At 48.3% G+C, this 23,923-nt stretch carries 28 protein-coding genes; all 28 read left to right on the plus strand.

Features of this window, described 5'->3' with window-relative positions; all coding sequences use genetic code 11:
• Nucleotides 1-102 precede the first annotated feature (102 nt).
• The 28 genes from codY (at nucleotide 103) to NSU00_RS06200 (ending at nucleotide 23,916) form a co-directional block, all read left to right on the plus strand.
• A complete protein-coding gene (gene codY, locus NSU00_RS06065; protein WP_029141584.1) occupies nucleotides 103-882 on the plus strand; it encodes a GTP-sensing pleiotropic transcriptional regulator CodY in 780 nt (259 codons plus the stop codon).
• Nucleotides 883-1,267: 385 nt separating this feature from the next.
• Nucleotides 1,268-1,657 carry a flagellar basal body rod protein FlgB gene (flgB, locus tag NSU00_RS06070; RefSeq protein ID WP_237349188.1) on the plus strand — a complete coding sequence of 130 codons (390 nt, stop codon included), beginning with the start codon at nucleotides 1,268-1,270 and terminating at the stop codon, nucleotides 1,655-1,657.
• A gap of 1 nt (nucleotide 1,658) precedes the next feature.
• The gene (gene flgC, locus NSU00_RS06075) at nucleotides 1,659-2,108 is read left to right on the plus strand and encodes a flagellar basal body rod protein FlgC (protein WP_258921677.1); all 450 of its coding nucleotides are present in this window, start codon (nucleotides 1,659-1,661) and stop codon (nucleotides 2,106-2,108) included.
• Nucleotides 2,109-2,144: 36 nt separating this feature from the next.
• On the plus strand, nucleotides 2,145-2,456 hold the full coding sequence (gene fliE / locus NSU00_RS06080; RefSeq protein WP_017554466.1) for a flagellar hook-basal body complex protein FliE: 312 nt from the start codon (nucleotides 2,145-2,147) through the stop codon (nucleotides 2,454-2,456).
• A gap of 156 nt (nucleotides 2,457-2,612) precedes the next feature.
• Entirely contained in the window at nucleotides 2,613-4,202 is a 1,590-nt protein-coding gene (gene fliF, locus NSU00_RS06085; RefSeq protein ID WP_340703542.1) for a flagellar basal-body MS-ring/collar protein FliF, read from the plus strand.
• A 12-nt stretch (nucleotides 4,203-4,214) separates the two neighbouring features.
• Nucleotides 4,215-5,228: a flagellar motor switch protein FliG gene (fliG, locus tag NSU00_RS06090; protein WP_340702539.1), complete on the plus strand. Its 1,014-nt coding sequence runs from the start codon at nucleotides 4,215-4,217 to the stop codon at nucleotides 5,226-5,228.
• Entirely contained in the window at nucleotides 5,221-5,973 is a 753-nt protein-coding gene (fliH, locus tag NSU00_RS06095) for a flagellar assembly protein FliH (RefSeq protein WP_315958274.1), read from the plus strand. Before fliG ends, fliH begins: the two co-directional genes overlap by 8 nt.
• Nucleotides 5,970-7,295 carry a flagellar protein export ATPase FliI gene (gene fliI / locus NSU00_RS06100; RefSeq protein WP_326241650.1) on the plus strand — a complete coding sequence of 442 codons (1,326 nt, stop codon included), beginning with the start codon at nucleotides 5,970-5,972 and terminating at the stop codon, nucleotides 7,293-7,295. The genes fliH and fliI overlap by 4 nt, the downstream gene beginning before the upstream one ends.
• A complete protein-coding gene (fliJ, locus tag NSU00_RS06105) occupies nucleotides 7,292-7,726 on the plus strand; it encodes a flagellar export protein FliJ (protein ID WP_340702541.1) in 435 nt (144 codons plus the stop codon). The genes fliI and fliJ overlap by 4 nt, the downstream gene beginning before the upstream one ends.
• Nucleotides 7,727-7,748: 22 nt before the next feature.
• Nucleotides 7,749-8,372 carry a MotE family protein gene (locus NSU00_RS06110; protein ID WP_017551518.1) on the plus strand — a complete coding sequence of 208 codons (624 nt, stop codon included), beginning with the start codon at nucleotides 7,749-7,751 and terminating at the stop codon, nucleotides 8,370-8,372.
• A gap of 32 nt (nucleotides 8,373-8,404) precedes the next feature.
• A complete protein-coding gene (locus tag NSU00_RS06115) occupies nucleotides 8,405-10,435 on the plus strand; it encodes a flagellar hook-length control protein FliK (protein ID WP_340703543.1) in 2,031 nt (676 codons plus the stop codon).
• 9 nt (nucleotides 10,436-10,444) lie between these two features.
• A complete protein-coding gene (flgD, locus tag NSU00_RS06120) occupies nucleotides 10,445-11,083 on the plus strand; it encodes a flagellar hook assembly protein FlgD (protein WP_013859094.1) in 639 nt (212 codons plus the stop codon).
• Between the two features lie 11 nt (nucleotides 11,084-11,094).
• Nucleotides 11,095-11,502 carry a TIGR02530 family flagellar biosynthesis protein gene (locus NSU00_RS06125; protein WP_041818962.1) on the plus strand — a complete coding sequence of 136 codons (408 nt, stop codon included), beginning with the start codon at nucleotides 11,095-11,097 and terminating at the stop codon, nucleotides 11,500-11,502.
• A gap of 73 nt (nucleotides 11,503-11,575) precedes the next feature.
• Nucleotides 11,576-12,346: a flagellar basal body rod protein FlgG gene (gene flgG, locus NSU00_RS06130; RefSeq protein WP_013859096.1), complete on the plus strand. Its 771-nt coding sequence runs from the start codon at nucleotides 11,576-11,578 to the stop codon at nucleotides 12,344-12,346.
• Nucleotides 12,347-12,385: 39 nt separating this feature from the next.
• The gene (locus NSU00_RS06135; RefSeq protein WP_017554476.1) at nucleotides 12,386-12,601 is read left to right on the plus strand and encodes a flagellar FlbD family protein; all 216 of its coding nucleotides are present in this window, start codon (nucleotides 12,386-12,388) and stop codon (nucleotides 12,599-12,601) included.
• The gene (gene fliL / locus NSU00_RS06140; protein WP_017554477.1) at nucleotides 12,598-13,020 is read left to right on the plus strand and encodes a flagellar basal body-associated protein FliL; all 423 of its coding nucleotides are present in this window, start codon (nucleotides 12,598-12,600) and stop codon (nucleotides 13,018-13,020) included. The genes NSU00_RS06135 and fliL overlap by 4 nt, the downstream gene beginning before the upstream one ends.
• A 105-nt stretch (nucleotides 13,021-13,125) precedes the next feature.
• Entirely contained in the window at nucleotides 13,126-14,127 is a 1,002-nt protein-coding gene (gene fliM / locus NSU00_RS06145; RefSeq protein ID WP_017554478.1) for a flagellar motor switch protein FliM, read from the plus strand.
• Nucleotides 14,117-15,235 carry a flagellar motor switch phosphatase FliY gene (gene fliY / locus NSU00_RS06150; protein WP_061575341.1) on the plus strand — a complete coding sequence of 373 codons (1,119 nt, stop codon included), beginning with the start codon at nucleotides 14,117-14,119 and terminating at the stop codon, nucleotides 15,233-15,235. The genes fliM and fliY overlap by 11 nt, the downstream gene beginning before the upstream one ends.
• A 15-nt stretch (nucleotides 15,236-15,250) precedes the next feature.
• Nucleotides 15,251-15,613 carry a response regulator gene (locus NSU00_RS06155; protein WP_013859101.1) on the plus strand — a complete coding sequence of 121 codons (363 nt, stop codon included), beginning with the start codon at nucleotides 15,251-15,253 and terminating at the stop codon, nucleotides 15,611-15,613.
• A 24-nt stretch (nucleotides 15,614-15,637) separates the two neighbouring features.
• Nucleotides 15,638-16,321, plus strand: a complete 684-nt coding sequence (locus NSU00_RS06160) for a flagellar biosynthetic protein FliO (RefSeq protein ID WP_013859102.1) — start codon at nucleotides 15,638-15,640, stop codon at nucleotides 16,319-16,321.
• Nucleotides 16,314-16,979, plus strand: coding sequence for a flagellar type III secretion system pore protein FliP (fliP, locus tag NSU00_RS06165; RefSeq protein WP_013859103.1), 666 nt, complete (start codon nucleotides 16,314-16,316; stop codon nucleotides 16,977-16,979). The genes NSU00_RS06160 and fliP overlap by 8 nt, the downstream gene beginning before the upstream one ends.
• A 14-nt stretch (nucleotides 16,980-16,993) precedes the next feature.
• Nucleotides 16,994-17,263 carry a flagellar biosynthesis protein FliQ gene (fliQ, locus tag NSU00_RS06170; protein ID WP_014095440.1) on the plus strand — a complete coding sequence of 90 codons (270 nt, stop codon included), beginning with the start codon at nucleotides 16,994-16,996 and terminating at the stop codon, nucleotides 17,261-17,263.
• Nucleotides 17,264-17,266: 3 nt separating this feature from the next.
• Nucleotides 17,267-18,046: a flagellar biosynthetic protein FliR gene (fliR, locus tag NSU00_RS06175; RefSeq protein WP_340702544.1), complete on the plus strand. Its 780-nt coding sequence runs from the start codon at nucleotides 17,267-17,269 to the stop codon at nucleotides 18,044-18,046.
• Nucleotides 18,043-19,125: a flagellar biosynthesis protein FlhB gene (flhB, locus tag NSU00_RS06180; protein WP_081110525.1), complete on the plus strand. Its 1,083-nt coding sequence runs from the start codon at nucleotides 18,043-18,045 to the stop codon at nucleotides 19,123-19,125. Before fliR ends, flhB begins: the two co-directional genes overlap by 4 nt.
• A gap of 31 nt (nucleotides 19,126-19,156) precedes the next feature.
• Nucleotides 19,157-21,199 carry a flagellar biosynthesis protein FlhA gene (gene flhA, locus NSU00_RS06185; protein WP_017554482.1) on the plus strand — a complete coding sequence of 681 codons (2,043 nt, stop codon included), beginning with the start codon at nucleotides 19,157-19,159 and terminating at the stop codon, nucleotides 21,197-21,199.
• Nucleotides 21,196-22,341 carry a flagellar biosynthesis protein FlhF gene (gene flhF / locus NSU00_RS06190; RefSeq protein WP_017554483.1) on the plus strand — a complete coding sequence of 382 codons (1,146 nt, stop codon included), beginning with the start codon at nucleotides 21,196-21,198 and terminating at the stop codon, nucleotides 22,339-22,341. Before flhA ends, flhF begins: the two co-directional genes overlap by 4 nt.
• Nucleotides 22,338-23,198, plus strand: coding sequence for a MinD/ParA family protein (locus NSU00_RS06195; RefSeq protein WP_013859110.1), 861 nt, complete (start codon nucleotides 22,338-22,340; stop codon nucleotides 23,196-23,198). Before flhF ends, NSU00_RS06195 begins: the two co-directional genes overlap by 4 nt.
• 58 nt (nucleotides 23,199-23,256) lie before the next feature.
• Nucleotides 23,257-23,916 (plus strand): CheB methylesterase domain-containing protein, encoded by a 660-nt coding sequence (locus NSU00_RS06200; protein WP_340702545.1) that lies wholly within the window; start codon nucleotides 23,257-23,259, stop codon nucleotides 23,914-23,916.
• Nucleotides 23,917-23,923: the final 7 nt, after the last annotated feature.

Raw genomic sequence — 23,923 nt, forward strand, 5'->3', positions numbered from 1 at the left:
CGGATAAGGGTAGACGTGTGATGAAGGCTTTTTGCTCATTTTGCGGCAGGTCCCGGCAATTCAATGCAGTTCAAATACCGAATCAATCTAGGAGGAATGGAAATGAGTTTGTTAGATAAAACAAGGAAAATTAATTCGATGTTGCAAAAAGCAGCCGGACGTCCGGTGAATTTTAAAGAAATGGCGGAAACGCTGAGCGATGTGATTGAAGCCAATATTTACATCGTCAGCCGCCGCGGGAAATTACTCGGCCTGGCCATCAATCAGAAAATTGAAAACGAGCGGATGAAACAAATGTTTGAAGACCGCCAGTTTCCGGAAGAATACACGAACAGCCTGTTTAACATTACGGAAACCTCATCCAATTTGACAATTGAAAGTGAGTACACGGCATTTCCGATTGAAAACAAAGACCTGTTTGAAAAAGGCCTGACAACGATTGTTCCAATCGTCGGCGGCGGGGAAAGAATCGGTACGTTAATTCTGGCCCGTCTTGAGCGGGAATTCGACGAAGAAGATCTTGTCCTGGCAGAATACAGCGCGACGGTTGTCGGCATGGAAATCCTCCGTGAAAAAACAGAAGAAATTGAAGAAGAAGCGCGCAGCAAAGCAGTCGTGCAAATGGCCATCAGTTCTTTGTCCTACAGCGAGCTGGAAGCCATTGAACATATCTTTGAAGAATTAAACGGGAAGGAAGGCTTGCTTGTCGCGTCCAAAATTGCGGACCGCGTTGGCATTACCCGCTCTGTCATCGTGAACGCGCTACGTAAACTGGAGAGCGCAGGCGTCATTGAATCCCGTTCCCTTGGCATGAAAGGGACCTATATCAAAGTATTGAATAACAAATTCCTCGTTGAACTTGAAAAAGTCCGTTCCAACTGACGGATAAGCTTTCCGGAATTTGCGTCAAAAAAGGATACGATTCGTATCCTTTTTTTATTGCTGTTTAATTTACCAGAAAAACGAACAAATACTAATATCTGGATATTTATAAAGTTTAAGGAAATCCGGCCTGCCAATAGTGTTTCCCAGTAATTGTAAATTTTTGCAACCCCGGGCGCATCAAGGCACTTGAAAAATTTTTTTGCGCCTTTTTCACAAGGTGGGAAGAATGGATTAATGCGAAAGTCCCACTTTCAAAAAAATTTTTTGTGATTTAAAAATATGTTCATTTACAGCCCGTTATGAAACAATTAAAATGAAAAATAGCAAACAATTTGTCGTATAAAAGAAAAAATGTCAAGTTTATGTAATGAGGTGTCCATTGATGAGTCTCTCTTCCACTGCGTTACGGTCGCTTGAGCATGCATTGCAGTATGCTTCGCTCCGGCAGAAAGTGATTTCAAACAATATTGCCAATGCGGACACACCGAATTATAAGGCGCAGGATGTCAGTTTCAAAAATGTGCTGGAGGATTCGGTCAATGCCCTATCAGCAAACCGGACAGACCCCCGGCACTTCCGCTTTTCCGCCGGGGATTCAAGCCCGGAAATCGTGACGGAATCCGGCACCACTTACAACAGCAACGGCAACAGTGTTGACATCGATACCGAAATGGCGAACCTTGCCAGCAACCAGATTTATTACGAGGCTCTGATTGAGCTGGAAAAAGGAAAGCTTTCATCCTTATTAAATGTCGTGAGAGGAGGTCAGTAAGATGTCCATGTTCACCGGAATGAACATTTCTTCTGAAGCCTTATCGGCACAGCGTTTACGGATGGATGTCATCTCTTCCAATATTGCGAACGCCGATACAACAAGAGATACATATGTAAACGGGAAATGGCAGCCATACCGCCGGAAAGAAGTGGTGCTTGCTGCAGGAGGCGGTTCTTTTGCCTCCATATTTCGTTCGAAACTCGGAATGCAGGGTGCCGGTTCCGGCGTCCAGGTGGCCGGCATTGTCGAAGATAACAGCGATTTTAAAAAAGAATACAATCCGGATGATCCGGATGCAGATGCGAACGGATATGTGACAAAACCAAATGTGGATCTCGTAACGGAAATGACTGATATGATCAGCGCCACCCGTTCGTATGAAGCCAATGTCACAGCGCTGAATGCTTCCAAAGCGATGCTGATGAAGACGCTCGAACTCGGGCAGTAACAGGGAAAATTCCGCGCGTGAAAGGAGGCGAATGATGTGGCTATCCAACAAATCAGCCAGGCGCCGTCCGCAAGTTTTAGCGGGCTGTCGCCAAAACCGGCGGGCACCGCTCCGTCCGCGAACGGCTCCGTTTCATTTTCGGACTTGCTGAAGCAGTCTGTCAATGAACTGAACAAACAGCAGAACAATTCCGACAATATGATCACAAAACTATCGAACGGCGAAAATGTGGACCTGTACCAGGTGATGGTCGCCGTGCAAAAAGCAAACCTTTCGATGCAGGCGGCACTGGAAGTCAGAAACAAAGCAGTCGAAGGCTATAAAGAAATGATGCAGATGCAAGTATAACGTTCTGATCCGGTACACATAAAGCCGTTTCCCGGTCATAGCGCCCGGATCCTTTCCACCTGCCATCAGGCGGAAAGGATGCCGGAACGTTCGTTGTTTGCTGTCCAATTATTCTATTTATGAAACACCGTGAATTTTTTATCCCGGGGGATAATGATGAATGAAAAGTTAAAACAATCTTTTCAAAACCTGAAAGGGTTTTGGAAAAGCAGGAGCAAGAAGCAGAAAACAATCGGCATATCCGCCGTTGCCCTTATGCTGGTACTTGCTGCCGGAATCACTTATTTTATGACGAAAACAAAATACGCGCCGCTCTACAGCGGGCTGGATGTCTCCGAAACAGGATCCATCAAGGATGAACTAGACCAGGAAGGCGTTCCGTCCAAAATTACGGACGGCGGCAAAACGATCGAAGTGCCTGAAGACCGGGTGGACGATTTGAAAGTCACATTGGCTGCAAAAGGGCTGCCAAAGACTGGCAGCATCGACTATTCCTTTTTCGGCCAGAATGCAAAATTCGGGATGACAGACAATGAATTTAACGTCGTAAAGCTCGATGCGATGCAGACGGAACTGGAAAATCTGATTGAGCAGATGGACGGCGTCGAAAAAGCAAAGGTGATGATCAATCTTCCGAACCAAAGCGTCTTCGTAGCCGACAGCCAGGCAAAAGCTTCCGCATCGGTTGTCCTGACGTTAAAACCCGGTTATGAATTGGACCAAAACCAGATAAAAGCCGTTTACAATCTTGTTTCAAAAAGCGTTCCGAATCTTCCTACCGATAATATCGTCATTATGAACCAGAATTTTGAGTACTATGACTTAAATTCTTCAAATTCTTCCGGAAATGCTTATACACAGCAGCAGGCGATCAAAAAACAAATTGAACGGGATATTCAGCAGCAGGTGCAAACGATGCTTTCCACACTGATGGGTGCAGGAAAAGCGGTTGTCACCGTTACAGCGGATATCGATTTTACGCAGGAAAAACGCGAGGAAGATCTCGTTGAACCGGTTGATAAGACGAATATGAAAGGCATTGAAATCAGCGCCAAAAAAATCCAGGAAACATACCAGGGTACAGGCGCAGCAGCCGGAACGCCATCTGGCAGCACGGATTCTGTCGGCTCTTCGTATGTATCCGGGTCGAACGGGAACGGGACGTATTCCAAAACAAGTGACACGATCAACTACGAAGTAAACCGGATTAAACGGAAAATTACAGAGAGCCCGTACAAAATCCGCGATCTCGGCATAGAAGTCATGGTCGAGCCGCCGGTCAGAACAAAACGGTCTTCCTTGCCCGCTTCCCGGTTAAAAGATATTAAATCGATGCTTTCTACGATTGTCAGAACGTCGATTGACAAGTCAAGCGGCACAAGGCTGACCAATCAAACGGTTGCCGATAAAATCGCAGTTTCCGTCCAGCCATTTGCAGCCAATGCGCCGGAGAAGGCGAAAAAAGCTTCGATTCCGTGGTGGGTATACGCGATTGGCGGAGGTTTGCTTCTCGTGATTGCCGTGCTCATCTTCCTCATGATCCGGAACAGACGGCGGGCCGCTTCGGAGGCTGAAGAAGAGATGGCGGAAGAAACGCCGGAAAAACCGGCACCGCCCCGCATTCCGGACGTAAATGAGGAACAGGAAACCGACGCTTCAGCAAGGCGGAAACAGCTTGAAAAAATGGCAAAGGAAAAACCGGATGAGTTTGCGAAACTATTGCGGTCATGGCTTTCCGAAGAATAGGAGGGAGACAAGATGGCAAGTAAAGAAAAAACATTATCCGGCAAAGAAAAAGCAGCCGTTCTCCTAATTTCTCTCGGCCCGGACGTATCGGCATCCGTCTACAAACACTTAACGGAAGAAGAAATCGAAAAACTGACGCTGGAAATCTCAGGCGTCAGAAAAGTCGACAATGAAACGAAGGAAAGAGTGCTGACCGAATTTCACCATATTGCTTTGGCACAGGACTATATTACCCAGGGCGGGATCGGTTACGCCAAAATGGTTCTCGAAAAAGCGCTTGGCCCGGAACAGGCGACATCCATCATCAACCGGCTGACTTCATCGCTGCAGGTGCGCCCTTTTGATTTTGCCAGAAAAGCAGATGCGGCCCAGATTCTGAATTTTATCCAGGATGAACACCCGCAGACGATCGCCTTGATTTTGTCCTACCTGGATCCGGAAAAAGCCGGGCAGATCCTTTCAGAGCTTCCGCCTGAAATGCAGGGGGACATTGCCAGAAGAATTGCCTTAATGGAAGGCACATCCCCTGAAATTATCAACGAAGTGGAAGCGATTTTGGAAAGGAAGCTGTCCGCGACGGTGACGCAGGATTATACGAAGACAGGCGGGGTGGAATCCGTTGTCGAAGTGCTGAACGGGGTCGACCGTACGACGGAGAAAACGATCCTTGACTCGCTGGAACAGAAAGATCCCGAACTTGCCGAAGAGATCAAGAAACGGATGTTTGTATTCGAAGATATCGTCACCTTGGACAACCGTTCCATTCAGCGCGTCATCCGCGAATGTGAAAATGAAGATCTGCTTCTTGCGCTGAAAGTCTCAAGCGACGAAGTGAAAGAAATTATTTTCCGCAATATGTCGCAACGGATGGCCGATTCCATGAAAGAAGAAATGGAGTATATGGGCCCGGTACGGCTGCGTGAAGTCGAAGAAGCCCAGTCGAGAATTGTGTCCATTATCCGCAGGCTGGAAGACAGCGGTGAAATCATCATCGCGAGGAACGGAGGCGACGACATCATTGTCTAATATTATTAAAACAAAGCACAATGCAGGTGTTGTTTCCAAAATGCGCGTGATCAGCGTGCGCCGGCTCCCTGCTTTGCCCGAAAAAACGGGAGATGCAACCGCTGTGAAAGAGGATATTTTCGCAAAATACCAAACCGAGGCAGAGCGCCTGCTTTTGGACAGCCAAAAAGAAGCAGAAGCAGTACGCCGGCAAGTTGTCGAAGAAAAAAAACAGTGGGAGCAGGAAAAAGCAAAGCTCACCGAAGAAGCACAGCGCCAAGGGTTTGAAGCCGGTTATGCCGATGGCCGCAAGGAAGGGTTTGAAAGCATCCGCAACCATTTAAACGAGTCAATTGACATCGTCAACCGTTCCAAAGAGGCGTTTAAAAAACATTTGGCAGCATCGGAAAAAGATATTTTGGAACTCGCGATGAAAGCAGCAGGAAAAATTTTGCATGACACGCTTGAAACATCCCCCGAAAAAATGCTTTCCATCGTAAAAAACGTGTTAAAAGAAGCGGCCGGGTATAAAGAAGTCGATCTCCATATCCATCCGGGGCAATACGCCTTTGTGATGGATAACAAGGAAGAACTTGATGCCCTCTTCCCGAACGATACAAAATGCTATGTCTACCCGGATGATTCGCTTAAACCGTACCAGGTCTATATCGAAAGCGGCAGCGGTAGGATTGACGCAAGCATTGACATCCAGCTGTCGGAACTTAAGGCAAAGCTTTTGGAACTGATCGGGGAGGATGCGGAATGAAGGCAGCCGGTCTCATAGATTATATACCCGCAATCGGGACATTTAAACATTACGGAAAAGTAAAAAGAGTGATCGGGTTAATGATCGAATCACTCGGACCGGAAAGTTCCATCGGCGATATCTGTTATATTCATGTGGACAACAAAAAAAATGCGAAAAAAATCATTGCCGAAGTTGTCGGATTCCGTGACGGGAATGTCATTTTAATGCCTTATACGAACATCCAGGAAATCTCTCCCGGCAGCCTTGTGGAAGCAACGGGGAAACCCATGCAGGTAAAAGCAGGCCCGCGGCTGTTGGGAAAAGTCATTGACCCTCTGGGCATGCCGCTCGACCATTCCCCGCTTCCCGCCGGCCTAAAACCGATTCCGATCGACCGGACGCCGCCCAACCCGCTCAAGCGCCCACCGATCAGGGAACCGATTGAGCTCGGCGTCCGCGCGATCGACAGTTTGCTGACGGTTGGAAAAGGCCAGCGGATCGGCATTTTTGCCGGAAGCGGCGTCGGCAAAAGCACCCTGCTCGGCATGATTGCACGCAACACAAATGCCGACCTGAATGTGATCGCCCTGATCGGGGAGCGGGGCAGGGAAGTAAGGGAATTTATTGAGCACGACCTCGGCCCGGAAGGTTTAAAAAAGTCCATTGTTGTCGTGGCAACAAGCGACCAGCCGGCATTGATGCGGATTAAAGGCGCCTATACGGCAACAGCGATTGCGGAATATTTCAGAGACCGGGGCCTTAATGTCATGTTTATGATGGACTCGGTTACCCGGGTCGCGATGGCCCAGCGAGAAGTCGGGCTGGCAACGGGGGAACCGCCGGCTACAAAAGGATATACCCCTTCCGTTTTCGCGATTTTGCCGAAGCTTTTGGAAAGGACCGGTACAAATGAATCCGGCACGATTACCGGCATTTACACCGTGCTTGTCGACGGGGATGATATGAATGAACCGATTGCCGATACAGTGCGCGGCATTTTAGACGGGCATTTTGTCCTGGACAGGGATTTGGCAAATAAAGGGCAGTACCCGGCAATCAATATTTTAAAAAGCGTCAGCCGGCTGATGAGCCAGCTTGCAAGCCCCGCGCACAAAAAAGCCGCGGAAAAGATCCGCGAACAGTTAAGCACTTATTTGAATTCGGAAGACCTGATCAATATCGGCGCTTATAAACCGGGTGCATCAAAAGAAATTGATGAAGCGATCGAACGCTATCCGAAAATTGTTTCTTTTATCAAGCAAAGCACCGACGAAACCTGCAGCATGGAAAGCAGCATCAGGGCTTTAATCGGGCTTGCGGAAACGGGTGAGTGGGCATGAATTATCATTATAAATTCGAGAAAATCCTTGATGTCAGAGAAAAGGAAAAAGACGAGGCGCTCAGTGCATACAAAAATGCGGTACAGGCATTTGAAAATGTGGCCCGGGAGCTGTACGCGCTTTTGAAAAAGAAAGAAGACCTGGAAGCCCACCAGGCTGAAAAAATGAAAGCGGGCCTTTCCGTCCAGGAAATCCGGCATTACCGGCGGTTTATTGATGATATTGAAAAATCAATCCATTATTATCAGAGCCTCGTCATGAATGCACGAAACCGGATGAACTGGCATCAGCAGAAACTGCAGGAGAAAAATATAGAAGTCAAAAAATACGAAAAACTGAAAGACAAAGATTATGGCCGTTTTCTGATGAAACTGAAAATACAGGAAGAAAAGCAGGCAGATGAAATTTCAACCCAGACTTTTTATCACTAAAGCCTGAAAACCGGGTGATGTTATGCGCAAACAAATGGAAGAAATCGAGACAGCAGCAGAAGAAAAAAAAGGCGGTAAACTGCAGTGGTTTTTTTACGTGATCCTGATTCCGCTACTGTTTGCCACCGCGATGGCGATCATTATCGCTACTATCTCGGGTGTCAATGTGATCAGTAAAGCATCGGGCCTCGCCCATCAGGTGACCGGGATGTTTGGCACAGGCGGGAACGAAAAAGGGGAGAAGCAAAGCGGCACGTTCAGTGAAACACAGTATAAAAGCCAGATCCGTTCTTTACAAAAACAGGCGTCAGAAAAAGACAAAGAAATCAGCAAGCTGCAATCCGAACTGGACAAAAGCCAACAGAACAATTTGAAAATGAAACAAACCGTCTCTGATCTGAAGCAGCAATTGAAGAAAGCCCAGCAACAACAGGCAGCCAATCAGAAAAAATTAAAAGAAATCGCAAGCACCTATGAAAATATGAATCCGGAAAATGCGGCTGCCATTATTCAAAAAATGAGCGATCAGGAAGCAACGGGAATCCTTTCCCAGCTCAGTTCGGAAACACTGGCGAACGTCCTTGAAAAAATGAGTGCCGATAAAGCAGCAAAATACACCCAAATGCTCGGGCGTACAGGATCATAAGCCGTCCGGCAAACTTGAAAGGAGGTGAAAACATGAATGTAAATTCGGCTCTTCCAGCTGTACCATTTTCTCCGCCGGGTACGCAAACGTCTGGCGCGCAACTGCAGACGCAGCCATCCGGGTTTTTTCAGCAATTGAGCCTTGCCGGCCAGGACAGCGGCCGGATGCCGGAGAACGAGGAGGCAGTGCATGTTTGCCAAAAGCTTCAACAAAGGATTGTCGCGGTTTTAACGGAAAAGGCTGGGGCAACGGAACAGGCTGCAGAAGATGGAAGCCAGGAAGAAAGGGCTGATATGCAGGCCGTTTCCGCCCTTTTCAACCGGATTGTGCGGTTTGCCGGCGCTGAAGACGAAAACAGCAAAAAAAAGATACAAGAAACAAAAACGGCCATCGAAACGGGCGATGCCGCGGCGGCTATCATGAATATGGCGCAAATGCTCGCCTCCTTGCCGGTCCCGTCTTTAATAAAGCTCGGCCTTGAAGATGCGAAAACATTGCTTGGACAGGCAGGTGCTGTTCTAAAAACGTATCCCAGGAATACAGCGGTAGGAATCAAAATGATGCAGACAACGGAACAATTATCCCGGTTGTCCGAAAAAATCGGCCGCTTTCTAAAGGCGGTTTCAGCAGATGATGCAAACGGGGGGCAGACGGTTTCAAGCGGGCCGCAACAGCCGGGCGTTGCCGTAAAAGAAGAAATATTAAAAACGGCTTATTTGCATTTAACCGACGAAAAAGCGGATTCGTCCCTGCTAAAAAAGGCGCCTGCTCTTCCTTTATCCCCAAATGCCGCTGCGCAGGAAATGGCTTCCGGACCGGATAGTACCAAGCCAGCGCAAAATGGGCAGGAAAGCAACCGGGCGCTGCTTCAAACCGGGCTGTTTTCTGCAAACAGGGCGGTTCCGGAGATGACGGAAGCGGCATCGCCGGCAAATGAAGAAAGCGACCCGGCTGCTCCAGGTACGGGCACCGCCGGAACAGCGCCGCTGCAAACGGATAAAAATGGACTGGCGGAAGCCTTATCAAAGGATGGCCGCTTGTCCCGCCGGCAGGAAGGGTCGCCGTTCAGCATGGCAGAGGAAGCCGTGGCCGTGAATGAAAACACCGGGTATCCGGCCGCAAAACCGGTGCAGGCGGGTGCTTCAGGAGCGGATGCCCAAAATGGCAAAGCAGTTACCCAGGGCAATACGCCAAATGAAAACGGGACAGGCGGGCCATTACAAAATAATGGGCCTGTTGTGCAAACGAGCGCCGCCCATCTGCAGGCAAATACCGGGCAGCCTGGCAGTGACAGTGGGCCCAAGACGCTACTAAAAACACCGGTTGATGAGGTGCAGGCTGCTGTGCCGGGCCAGCATACGGATCTCCAGCAGGAAAACGGAAAACCGGGAGACAGCAGCCGGCATGTCGTGCCGAATTTTTCCCGGGAAATCCAGCAAACAGGGCAATCCGGAAACGATAGTACCGGAGATGGGATGGCAAACGGATGGGAAACCGGTAAACGAAGCCCCGTTGCGCATAACAGCACCCATCTTCAACCAGCAGAAGAAATAAACGGGAACGGCAATACGGCCCCGGCATTTTCACTCTCTGGCAAAGTGGAACAGTTCGTCCTTTACACCGGCGAAAAACACAACCCGGTTTCGTACCGGCAGTTCGTCCAGGAATTTGCCAATATCATCCAAAAGGCAGCCTATTCCAGCCATAAAGGCGCAAGCAGGCTGTTGATCCGCCTTGAACCTGAAAACCTCGGTTCTTTGCGCGTTGAATTGCTTGAGCAGGATGGAAAACTGGCAGCAAAAATCCTGACAGACACCGGTGCGGCAAAAGATTTGCTTGATTCCCAGCTGCAGCAGCTTAAACATGCTTTGGCAGGCCAGCAGGTCCAATTAACAAAAATGGATGTTGAATACCGCGATACAGCGGCGCAAACAGCCCACGGCCAGCCCGGGGACAGCGGGGGCCGCGAACAACGGCAACAGCAGCAAAAGCGGCGGGAAAACCTGGAAGCGGGACATTTTTCAGCCATGTTGGAAAACAATATGATTGATGCGGAAGCGTAGGTGAATGACATGACTTCTATTGACCCGAGCCTGCTGTTGAGCAATCAAAATACAGCTTCCGGCACGCGTACGGGAAGCAAGACGCTGGATAAAAATGCTTTTTTGAAAATATTGATTGCCCAGCTTCAAAACCAGGACCCGACCAACCCGATGGACGACACGCAATTTGTATCGCAAATGGCGCAGTTCTCCTCATTGGAGCAAATGACGAATTTGAAAGACGATATCGACAACCTGATCAAACTTTCGCAGCAATCGCAGCAAATTGCGTATACACAATATATCGGGAGAACGGTTTCCTGGAAAAAAACCGAAACAGCTGATGACGGGACGGCATCCGTTAAGTCGGGAACCGGGACGATTACCGGCATTTCATTCGGTGATGACAATGCGGCCACCTTCACCCTGGATGACGGGACGAAAATCAGTTTTTCCGATATGACAGGGATAGACAGCAGCACTTCAAATGAAGCAGCACTGATTCAGGCAAGCTATTTAATTGGGAAAAAAGTGACCTATACAAATGATGCAGGAGAAGAAGAAACAGCTTCGGTCAGTACCGTTGCCATCCAAAACGGCAGCCTGGTTTTTACACTTGACAACGGGAAAAAAGCCGCAAGCGGGCAGCTTACGAAAATTGCAAACTAGGAAGTGATTGAATGGATAAATGGCATCCATCCATTCCACTGCAGCAATCCGAGCCTTTTCGTTCTTTTAGTCGAACAAGCCGAACCGCGCAGAATCAGAATCAGGCAAGCGGCTTTTCAGGGTATTTGCAGCAGGCGCTGATGGAACCATCCAATCCTGTTTCTTTGAAAATTAGTAAACATGCAAGCGAAAGGCTGCAAGAGCGCGGAATTAAATTGGATGCTTCAACATGGAAGCAAATCGGCAGTAAAGTAGCGGAAGCAAAACAAAAAGGATTGAATGAAACGCTTGTTCTTGTAAATGATGCAGCATTGATTGTCAGCGCGAAAAATTCGACCGTCATTACTGCAATGGGCCGAAATGAAGCAGGTTCCCAAATATTCAGCAATATTAACGGGGCGATTATTTTAGAATCATAGGCTGGACCGTAATGGAAGCCGCAGCTGCCGAATGACGGAAGCAGCTAAATCAAAAAATGAGAGGGGTTATCTTATGTTACGTTCATTATACTCAGGCGTTAGCGGAATGAAAAATTTCCAAACGAAATTGGATACGATCGGCAATAACATCGCTAATGTAAACACGTACGGCTACAAAAAAAGCCGCGTCACGTTTAAAGATGCGATCAGCCAGACGCTGCAAGGTGCAACGGCCCGAACAAGCGCCCAGCAGGTAGGGCTTGGTTCCCAAATCGGTTCCATAGATACAATCGATACGGAAACAAGCTTTGAATCGACCGGCCGTACGCTCGACTTGGCAATCAGCGGGGACGGGTATTTTAGAGTCAGAGGCAACGATGGGCAGATTTATTACACACGTGCCGGAAATTTCTATTTGGATAGCAATGGTAATATTGTTAATTCCGATGGTTACAGCGTGTTAGGGACAAATGGGAATCCAATACAAATCAATTCGTCAACAGTTTCAAATTTTTCGATCGCATCTGACGGAACAATCACAGATCAAAACGGTGCTACAATTGGGACCATTAGCATTGCAACTTTTCCGAACCCGGCCGGTTTGACAAGGGTAGGCGGAAACTTATTTAGGCAAAGTATAAACTCAGGTAATCCAAATACGAATATTACTCCAGGTTCCGGCAGCAATGGCACAATCAAATCCGGCTATCTTGAAATGTCCAATGTCGACCTGTCGGAAGAGTTGACGAATATGATCGTAGCAGAACGCGGGTTTCAGGCGAATACAAGAATTATCACGACATCCGATGAAATTCTGCAGGAACTTGTCAATCTGAAACGATAGGGGGAAGGGGGCCAGGGCTTTTCGCCCGGCCCGCACAATGTGATTGAAGTGACAAAATTAAACGGCAGGGCATTCTGGATTAACGCCATTCATATTGAAACGGTGGAAAGCATGCCGGATACAAGAATCATCCTGACAAACGGCCACGCCTATATTGTCAGGGAGTCGAGCAAAGAAATCGAGCAAAAAGTGACCGCCTTTTTCCGGGCTGTTTCTTTGCTTGGAAGAAATGCCGGGGAGGAGGGGCCGGAATGAATAAAATGGTGCGGATCATGCTTGTGATGATTTCCGTCATTTTACTGGCCGGCATCATCACCATTGGCGTCATTTATAAGTCGAACGAAGCAACAAACGCAACAGGGCCAAATATAGATGAAGTTGTCGACTCTTCCGTTGACATTGACACGATGACAACCAATCTGAAAGACAACCACATTGTCCAGATTGCCATCAAAATTGAAGGAAACGATAAGAAAGCAAAAGAAGAACTGACAAAAAGAGATTTCCAAATCAAAGACATCATGATTGACGAGCTGTCAAATATGAACATGCGGGATTTGCAATCTGAGCAGGGGAAGCAAAAGTTTAAAACAGACATAAAAAACCGATTAAATAAAATGATGCAGGACGGCGAAGTTGTAAATGTATATATTACTTCCTTTGTTATCCAATAAAAGTATGCCGCCTGCCGGATCAAGGGCAGATTGCAGCAAAAAGGCAGTGCCGCAGCAGGCAGTCCGGCCCCTGTGCCTGTATGTATACAAAGGGGGTGGATAAAGTTGCCGGAAGATATTTTATCGCAGTCTGAAATTGATGCGCTGCTATCCGCCCTGTCAACGGGGGAAATGAATGCGGAGGAAATAAAAAAAGAGGAAACCCGGAAAGTCAAAGTATATGATTTCAAGCGGGCGCTCCGGTTTTCAAAAGACCAGATCAGAAGCCTGACAAGAATTCATGAAAACTTCTCAAGGATTCTCACAACCTTTTTATCTGCCCAGCTCCGGACTTACGTGCAGATTTCGGTTGCATCGGCTGACCAGATTCCGTATGAGGAATTTATCCGTTCGATACCGAAAATGACCCTTCTGACGGTTTATGAAGTTCCCCCGCTTGACGGGAATATTATTATGGAAATTAACCCGAACATTGCCTACACGATGATGGATCGAGTGCTGGGAGGGTACGGGGAAAGCATCAATAAAATTGACAAACTCACTGAGATTGAAAAGAAAATCATGACGAGAATTTTTGACCAGACCATCGACCAGTTAAAGGAAGCGTGGAGTGAGATCATCGAGATCAATCCCTTTCTGACTGAACTGGAAGTCAATCCGCAGTTTCTGCAGATGATTTCTCCGAATGAAACCGTAGTCGTTATTTCTCTCAACACGACCATCGGCGATACAAGCGGCATGATCAATTTATGCCTGCCGCAAGTGGTGCTTGACCCGATGATGCCGAAATTGTCCGGGCATTATTGGATGCAGCACGCCGGAAAGGAACCGGATCCGGACAATATCCGCCTGCTCGAAGAAGGCATCAAGGAGGCAAAAGTGCCGCTCACCGCCGAACTGGGGACGGCAACGATAAAAATTGAAGACTTTCTGAATTTAGAAATTGGCGACTGTATACGGCTGAACCAAACCATTGAAGAGCCGTTGGTTGTCAAGGTGGATAAAATTCCGAAATTCATCGGGCAGCCAGGCAAGCAAGGCACTAAAATGGCTGTCCAAATCCTGGATATCATAGAGGAAGGGGAAGAAGAAAAGTATGAGCGATGATATGCTGTCGCAAGAAGAAATTGATGCCCTTCTTAACGGCACTGCAAATCTGGAAGACGCAAGCGCCAAAGATGCCCTCCATGTGGAAGATTATCTCGATTCCATGGAAAGGGATGCGCTTGGGGAAATTGGAAATATTTCGTTCGGGAGCTCTGCGACGGCATTGTCCACCCTGCTTTCACAAAAAGTTGAAATTACAACGCCTGAGGTCAGCATTGTCCGGCACGACAAACTGGCGGATGAATTTCCACATCCCTACGTGGCCATTCAGGTGAAATACACAGAGGGCTTTTCCGGCGTGAATGTGCTCGTCATCAAACAATCTGATGCCGCCATTATTGCCGACTTGATGCTGGGTGGAACCGGCGAAAATCCGAGCAGCGAACTGGATGAGATCCATTTGAGCGCGGTACAGGAAGCGATGAATCAGATGATGGGGTCTGCCGCCACCTCGATGTCTACGATTTTTAATAAAAGAATCGATATTTCTCCGCCGGCCGTTTCACTTTTAAATATTTTGGAAGGAGAAGGCACGGATAAGCTCCCGGACCAGGATTTGCTTGTAAAAGTCTCGTTCCGGATTATGATCGGGTCATTAATCGATTCGCAGATCATGCAGCTGTTGCCGCTTTCGTTTGCAAAAAAACTGGTTAGTGATCTCATCCATCCGGAACAACCCGCGGAAGCCGGGAAAAAAGAGGGGGAAAAGCAGCCGGATCAAAATGTACGAGGCCATGCTGCGGAAAAACCGGCTGAGCCTGCTCAAAATGCTGCAAAACAAGAGACGCACCAAAATGTGCAGCCGGCTGTTTTTACGAGTTTTGAAGAAACAGCGCCGCGCGTGGAAACGAAAAATCTGGACATGCTCCTTGACATTCCGCTTGAAGTGACCGTTGAATTGGGCAGGACATCGAAAACAGTAAGGGAAATTCTTGAAATGGGCGCAGGCTCCATTGTAGAACTGGACAAGCTTGCCGGAGAACCCGTGGATATTCTCATCAACCATCAGTTAATCGCCATCGGGGAAGTGGTTGTGATTGATGAGAACTTCGGTGTGCGTGTGACAGATATTGTGAGCCAGAAAGACCGGCTGAAAAAACTGAGATAATGGGGGAAGATCCAAATGGCAAAGAAAATTTTGATTGTAGATGACGCTGCGTTTATGCGCATGATGATTAAAGACATTCTGACAAAAAACGGATATGACGTTGTCGCTGAAGCGGCAGACGGCGCACAAGCAATCGAAAAATATAAGGAACACCGGCCGGATCTTGTGACAATGGATATTACAATGCCGGAAGTGGACGGGATCAGCGCACTGAAGGAGATTAAAAAAATCGACCCGGATGCAAAAGTCATCATGTGCTCGGCAATGGGCCAGCAGGCGATGGTTATTGATGCCATCCAGGCCGGCGCAAAAGATTTTATCGTCAAACCGTTCCAGGCTGACCGTGTGATCGAGGCCATCCAAAAAACGCTCGGCTGACGATGCCAGGAAGGTGACAGTGATTTGCAAAGCCAAGTGACGAAGGGGCTGGTGCTGCTTGGAATTCTGCTTTACCTGTTGTACGGGTTTCCGGCACCCGGCAATGCCCTTGCGGCTTCTTTTAACGGGAATGTGAAAGAATGCATCGACCATCCGAAACAGTGCCAAAAACAATCGGACGGAAAATCCGAAAGTGGGGCTAAACAATCGGAAACGGCAAATCCGGCGGTAACCTTCGGGGATATTGCGCGGATGATCCTCGCACTTATTTTCGTGATTTGTTTACTATACTTTGTTTTAAAATTTGTCAACAAAAGAAGCCGTGCCTATCAAAGCAGTAAAATGATACAGAATTTCGGCGGCACGCCTTTGGGCGGGAACAAGTCGCTGCAAATTGTAAAAGCGGGGGACAGGATTCTTATTTTAGGTGTCGGGGACGATGTGCAGCTTGTCAAAGAAATTGATGACGAGGAAGAGGTCAGGCAGTTCGTTGACCAGTACAATAAAAAGCTCGAGCAGCAACTGGAACCGCGCGATATTGCGACAAGGCTCATAAAAGCTGTGAAAAACAGGGAAACCGGGGCAAAAACAGAAGCAACCCCGTTCGGGCATTTGCTGAAATCGCAAATCAGCGCGATCAGGGAGGAGCGGGCGCAGGCGATGAAAGAACTGGAACAAAGGGAGAAGGAGAAACAGAACGATGAATGAGTTGTTGAATACATTAAGCAGCACATCCGGCGATACGGTTTCCCTTTCGGTCAAAATCCTTTTGCTTATGACCGTTCTTTCATTGGCCCCGAGTATTTTAATCCTGCTGACTTCTTTTACGCGGATTGTCATTGTCCTGTCTTTTGTCCGGACTTCGCTCGGCACGCAGACAGCCCCGCCGAATCAGGTGATCGTAGGGCTTGCGCTGTTTCTGACGTTTTTTATCATGGCCCCGACGTTTCAACAGGTAAACAAACAGGCGCTCACGCCGTTGTTCCATGATAAAGTGACGCTGGAAGAGGCTTATGACAAAGCCCAGAAGCCGTTTAAGGAATTTATGGCGAAACAGACCCGGCAGAAAGACTTGCAGCTGTTTTTAGATTATGCCCATAAAAAGCAGCCAAAGTCAGTGCAGGATATTCCAATGACAACGCTTGTTCCGGCATTTACGATCAGCGAATTAAAGACGGCTTTTCAAATGGGCTTTATGATTTTCATTCCTTTTCTTGTCATCGATATGGTCGTGGCAAGCGTCCTGATGTCCATGGGGATGATGATGCTGCCGCCTGTGATGATCTCGCTGCCTTTTAAAATCTTATTGTTTGTGCTCGTGGACGGATGGTATCTTGTTGTGAAGTCGCTGCTTGAAAGTTTTTAAAGAAGGTGAATGGATTGAGTGAGGAAATGGTCATTTCACTGGCCGAAAAAGGCATCATGGTGACCTTTATGGTCTGCGGCCCGCTTTTGTTGATTGCGCTTGTCGTCGGCATGATTGTTAGCATCTTCCAGGCTGCAACGCAAATCCAGGAACAGACGCTGGCATTTGTCCCGAAAATTGTTGCGGTGCTGCTCGGCCTCGTACTGCTTGGCCCGTGGATGCTGAGCCACATGCTTACATACACAAAAGAAATTTTATCCAATTTAACACAATATATAGGTTAACACATGGATGAACTGATTCCGTCATTCAGCATATTTTTACTCGTTTTCATCAGGGTCACAACTTTTTTTATCATGATGCCGTTGTTTTCCCACAGGAGCGTACCGGCCCGGTTCCGGATCGGCCTTGGTTTCTTTTTGTCCGTCCTTGTGACGTACACAATCCATGCCAAACCGTTCACCATGGACGGTGCCTATTTTTTGCTGATGATCAAGGAAGCACTTGTCGGCCTGCTGCTTGGCTTTACAGCCTATTTCATTTTGTCGGCCGTGCAATTGGCCGGCACGTTTATCGACTTTCAGGCAGGGTTTTCCATGGCCAATGTGATTGATCCGCAATCAGGGGCGCAAACGCCGCTTACCGGGGAATATTTGTACAGTTTTGCGCTGCTTTTATTGCTTTCCCTGAACGGGCACCACCTGCTTTTGGACGGGATTTATTACAGCTATTCGTTTATCCCGCTCGATCAGGCGTGGATCCATCTCGGGTCTTTCAATCTTGCAAAATATTTGGCAACACTTTTGGCCCGTGTGTTTCTCGTCGCTTTTCAAATGTCGGCACCCGTTGTCGCCGTCCTGTTTTTAACGGACATTGCGCTCGGCATCATCGCCCGGACCGTGCCACAGCTTAATATTTTTGTAGTCGGCTTTCCGGTCAAAATTGCCGTTAGTTTGATCGCGCTGGCGGTGGCAATGGGCACGCTTTATATTGCAGTTGAACATCTGTTTGAATGGATGTTTGTTGCGATGCGGAATTGTATGGCACTGTTGGGGGGATCCGTTTGAAGCACCTCTCACTCGATTTGCAGTTTTTCGCAGGGGAGAAAACAGAAAAGGCAACGCCGAAAAAACGGCGTGATGCCCGCAAAAAGGGGCAGACGGCCAAAAGCCAGGATATCGTAACGGCCGTCATGCTTCTGGCGGTGTTTCTGTTCTTGTATTTCGGGGCCTCCTCGATCGGAAGCCCGATGATGGCGCTCTTCCGCCAGGCCTTTTCAAAATACATGCTGCAGGATGTCACGGAGCAAAGCGTTGGCAAATTGATGACCGGCGTCATGAAACAGCTGGCTTCGATGCTTTTGCCAGTCATGGCCGTTGCCCTTTTGGCCGGCGTGATCGGCAATGTGGCCCAAACCGGCCTCCTTTTTACCGGCGAAGGGCTGAAACCGAATATAAACAAAATCAATCCCGTCGCCGGATTAAAACGGATTTTTTCGATCCGGGCGCTTGTGGAATTGTTAAAATCCGTTTTAAAAATGGCAGTGGTCGGTGCCGTCGCTTTTTACGTTATTTGGACCAACATCCAGGATATTTCAGGCCTGCCGTTTAAAAGCGCGGGCGATACGCTGGGTGCAGTCGGGCATCTCGCTGTCATAACCGGCATCAGCGCCTCCGTTGCGCTGTTTGTGCTCGCCGTTCTTGATTATTTGTACCAGCGTTTTGACTTTGAAAAAAATATCCGGATGTCCAAACAGGAAATCAAGGAAGAATTTAAAAACATGGAGGGCGACCCGCTGATTAAATCAAAAATCAGGCAAAAACAACGGGAAATGGCCATGCAGAGAATGATGCAGGAAGTGCCGAATGCCGATGTCGTCATTACCAACCCGACGCATTTTGCCGTCTGCCTCCGGTATGATGAAGCAAAGAGTGATGCGCCCATTGTTGTGGCAAAAGGGGCGGATTTCCTTGCTCAAAAAATTAAGTCGGTCGCAAAAGAGCATGACATTGTGATGCTGGAAAACCGGCCGCTGGCGAGGGCACTTTATGAGCAGGTGGAAGTTGGCGGACGCATTCCGGAACAGTTTTTCAAAGCAGTAGCGGAAATTTTGGCGTACGTATACAAAATCAAGCATAAAATTTAAGCTTTTTCATGCAAGTTAGGAGAGAAACCGTATGAGTGCAAGAGATTTGAGAGATATTCCCGTGATCGCAGGTGTCATTTTAATCGTCACCATGCTGATTATCCCGTTTCCGACATGGGCATTGAGCTTTTTAATTATATGTAATATTTCTCTTGCATTAATGGTGCTTTTAATCTCAATGAATATGAAAGAGCCGCTCCAGTTTTCCGTCTTTCCGTCGTTGCTGCTCATTTTAACCTTATTCCGGCTCGGACTGAATATCTCAACCACCCGCTCGATCCTTTCCACCGGCAATGCCGGCGGGGTCATTGAGACGTTCGGATCGTTCGTTGTCGGCGGCAACATCGTCGTTGGGCTTGTCGTCTTTACGATTTTGATTATTATCCAATTTATTGTGATTACAAAAGGCGCTGAACGGGTGGCTGAAGTGGCAGCCCGGTTCACGCTCGATGCGATGCCGGGCAAGCAAATGAGCATTGATGCGGACTTGAATGCCGGCATGATATCCGACCAGGAAGCGCGCGCCCGCCGGGAAAAAGTCAGCCGGGAAGCGGATTTTTACGGCGCGATGGACGGTGCCAGCAAATTTGTCAAAGGCGATGCGATTGCCAGCATCATTATCGTTCTCATTAATCTTATTTTCGGGATCATTATCGGCATGACCCAGCTCGGCCTCTCCATCAGTGATGCCGCGAGCCAGTTTTCGCTGATGACCGTCGGGGACGGCATTGTCAGCCAGGTGCCGGCGCTGCTCATTTCCACAGCAACCGGGATCGTGGTCACGAGGGCGGCATCAGACGGCAATCTTGGCCAGGACGTAATGGCGCAGATGTTGTCTTATCCAAAAATGCTGTATATCGCGGGAGGCACGATTTTTTTGCTTGGCCTGTTTACGCCGATTAATGATTTTTTAACTATGACGGTGGCAGCGGCTCTTTTCATCGGTGGTTTCCGGCTTCAGCAAGTCCCGAAAAAAACGGAACAGGAAAGCGCGGAGAAAGCGGAAGAACTCCAGCCTGAAGAATTGAAAAGCCCGGAAAGCGTCATGAGCCTGCTCGATATTGACCCGATCGAATTCGAATTCGGCTACGGCCTGATCCCGCTTGTTGATGCCAACCAGGGAGGCGATTTGCTTGACAGGATTGTCATGATCCGCAGGCAGCTCGCCATCGAACTCGGCGTTGTCATTCCGGTTGTCCGGATCCGCGATAATATCCAGCTTGAGCCGAATGAGTACCGGTTGAAAATAAACGGGAATGAACTTGCCAAAGGCGAGCTTCTTCTCGACCACTATTTGGCGATGGCACCCGGCGAAGATGACGGCTCCGTTGAAGGCATTGAGACGGTCGAGCCGGCTTTTGGAATGCCGGCAAAATGGGTCACGGAAGAACAAAAAGAACAGGCGGAAATGATGGGCTATACGGTCGTGGATCCTCCGACGGTTGTCTCGACCCATATTACGGAAATGATCCGTCAAAACGCGTATATGCTGCTCGGAAGGCAGGAAACAAAAGCATTGATTGACCATTTGAAAGAGTCGTACCCGGTGCTTGTGGAAGAGGTGACACCGAACCCGTTGTCCGTCGGCGATATCCAGAAAGTGCTGGCGAATCTTTTGAAAGAAAATGTTTCCATCCGAAAACTGCCGATTATCTTTGAAACGTTAGCCGACTATGGTAAATTAACAACAGATACTGATTTGCTGACGGAATACGCCCGCCAAAGCCTTGCGCGGCAAATTACAGCGCAATATGCGCAAGACGGGCAATTAAAAGTCATCACCGTTTCGGGAAAAGTGGAAAAATTGATTGCGGACGGCATCCAGCGCACGGAGCACGGCAACTATCTTTCTCTGGATCCGTCCGTGTCGCAAAAAATTGTGGAATCCGTTTCACAGCAGGTTGAGAGGGTATCGCTGACCGGCAGTTCCGCGGTCATCCTTTGTTCGCCTGCCATCCGCATGTATTTGCGGCAAATGATTGAACGGTTCTTTCCCCAGGTGCCGGTTCTTTCCTATAATGAACTGGAAGCAAACGTTGAGGTACAAAGCACAGGGCTGGTGAACATAGAATGAAAATCAAAAAGTTTATGGCGCCCAATATGTCTGAAGCAATGAAACAGATCCGCCTTGAGCTCGGGGACCAGGCCGTCATTTTAAATTCAAAAGTGGTCCAGCGCAAAGGCTTTCTCGGATTTATGAAAAAGCGCAACATCGAAGTGATTGCAGCTGTTGATCCGGATGCCGGAAAAAATGGCACGGTACAAACGGCCCCCGCCTATAGCCTGAAAACCGAACGGGGTGAAAAACCCGCGCGCGCGCCGGATGCTTCCGCCCGTTCCGAAAAAGAAAGCCTGCAAAAAGAAATCGCAGAGCTGAAAAAAGTGGTCCGTGAAGTGTCGAAATTTGCCAATCCCGCTTACCAAAAGTATCCGCTGCCGGTTCAAAAACGATTAAACTCAGGTTCGCAGCAAGGGCTGGATGAATCGTTGCTGCTTGAGATCGGGGATGCCCTGTATGAAGAATGGGAGAAAGCAAACGGCAATCTGGCGGAAGAAGAAATTTTAAAACAAGCGAAGGCACTGCTTCAAAAAAAGCTGTCCCGTTTTACTTACGGGGGAAGCCGGAGAAAGTACGTGAACCTGATCGGGCCAACCGGTGTCGGAAAAACGACGACACTCGCCAAAATGGCTGCCCGGGCCGTGCTCGAAAGAAAAGAAAAAATTGCTTTCATTACAACGGATACGTACCGGATTGCAGCGATTGAACAATTAAAAACGTATGCAAACCTGCTGAATGTTCCGCTTGAAGTAATCTATAAATTGTCCGATTTCAAAAAAGCGATCGATAAATTTTCCGATTTTGACCGCATTTTTATCGATACCGCCGGCCGGAATTACAGGGAGCGGCAATATGTCCGTGAACTTTCTGGGCTTATCGATTTTCAAGCGGAAATGGACACCTTTCTGACGCTGTCTTTAACGATGAAAGAGAAAGATATGAAAGAAGTTGTTGACAGTTTTCAAAGCATCAGGATTGACCGGTTTATCTTCACCAAGCTGGATGAGACATCCACTTACGGCGCTGCGGTCAATTTAATGGAGCAGTATGGAAAAGGCTGTGCGTATGTGACAAACGGCCAGGATGTCCCGGATGATATGCTCGAGGCAACCCCCGGTATTTTTGCCGAATACGTATTTGGGGAGAACGGCAAATGAGAGACCAGGCAGAACAGCTGCGCGCAAAGTTAAAAATGCAACACGGGGTCCCGGCAAAAACGCTCGCCGTCGCAAGCGGAAAGGGCGGGGTCGGGAAGTCCAATATTTCGGTTAATTTGGCAATGGCACTTGCGGGAAAGGGGAAAAAAGTCCTTTTATTTGACCTGGATGTCGGCATGGGCAATATCCATGTTCTGCTCGGGCTTGATGCGTCGTATACGATCTCGGACTTTATCAACCGGAATATCCCGCTTGCCCAAATTATATGCGGCGGGCCGGCCGGCATTTCCTATATTTCAGCCGGCAACGGGTTTGCTCAAATTGTCGAGATGGAAGAAGCTGCTGTAAGCAGGCTTGTCACAGAGCTCGAACTGCTCCAGTATGATTTTGATTACATCATTTTCGATATGGGTGCCGGCGCCGCGCCTTCAAGCCTTAAAGTATTGCTTTCGGCTGATGATATTTTTATTGTCACAACTCCTGAGCCGACTGCGATTACCGATGCTTATTCGATGATGAAATATATTTACATGCAGCAATTCAGCACCTCCCTATATTTAATTTGCAACCGGGCGGAAAAAGAAAAAGACGGGATGTTGACGTTAAACAGGCTTCAATTTACAGTCAGGAAATTTTTAGGAAAAGAAGTAAACATTCTCGGCGTTGTGCCGGAAGATCCGCATGTAAAAAAAGCCGTATCAAGGCAGCTGCCGTTTTACAGTGCATTTCCGCATTCAGCGGCTGCAAGAAGAATCGATGAATTGCTTAACCGTTATGTATCTGGCAATCCGGACGGGCTCGGCCCGCGCGCCCCGGTATTTATGCGGAAACTGAAGGGGCTTTTGCTGAAACATTAAACATGCATGGCAATAACAGGGCAATGAATGACAGTTTTGAAAAACAGGGGGCAGATTTGTGAAATGGGAAAAACGTAAAGGAAGCGAACCGGAAAAAAACACGCAACCTTTGTCCGATCCTGTTCAAAGCGGACGGATAGCACGGAAAAAATTGGTTTGCATCGGAACATCGACCGGAGGACCGCGCGCCCTGCAAACCGTCCTTTCTTCCCTGCCCGGGAATTTGGAAGCGCCTGTTCTGGTTGTCCAGCATATGCCAAGCGGATTTACAAAGTCGCTTGCCAGCCGGCTGAATGCCATTTCAAACATCAGGGTGAAAGAAGCCGAGGATGGCGAAATGCTCAAGCCGGGGGCGGTTTATATGGCGCCCGGGGACTTCCATATGGGCGTGGAGGCGCGCGGCGCACATCTCTTTATCCGGCTTGAGCAATCCGCGCCGGTTAACGGGCACAGGCCGGCTGTGGATAAAACATTTGAATCGGTGAGCATGCTGAAAAACTATGAAACACTTGCCGTCATCATGACCGGGATGGGTTCAGACGGAACAAAAGGTTTGATCGCGTTAAAGAATCGCGGGCATGTAAGAGCGATTGTCGAAGCGGAAGAAAGCTGCATCGTTTACGGCATGCCGAGAAGTGCCATTGCCGCGAAAGTGGTGGATGAAGTTTTGCCGCTGGAAAAAATTGCGGAGGCAATCATGAAATTTATTAGTGATTAGGGTGTGG

Source organism: Weizmannia sp. FSL W8-0401 (assembly GCF_038009125.1).
Lineage (GTDB): Bacteria > Bacillota > Bacilli > Bacillales > Bacillaceae_C > Weizmannia > Weizmannia coagulans.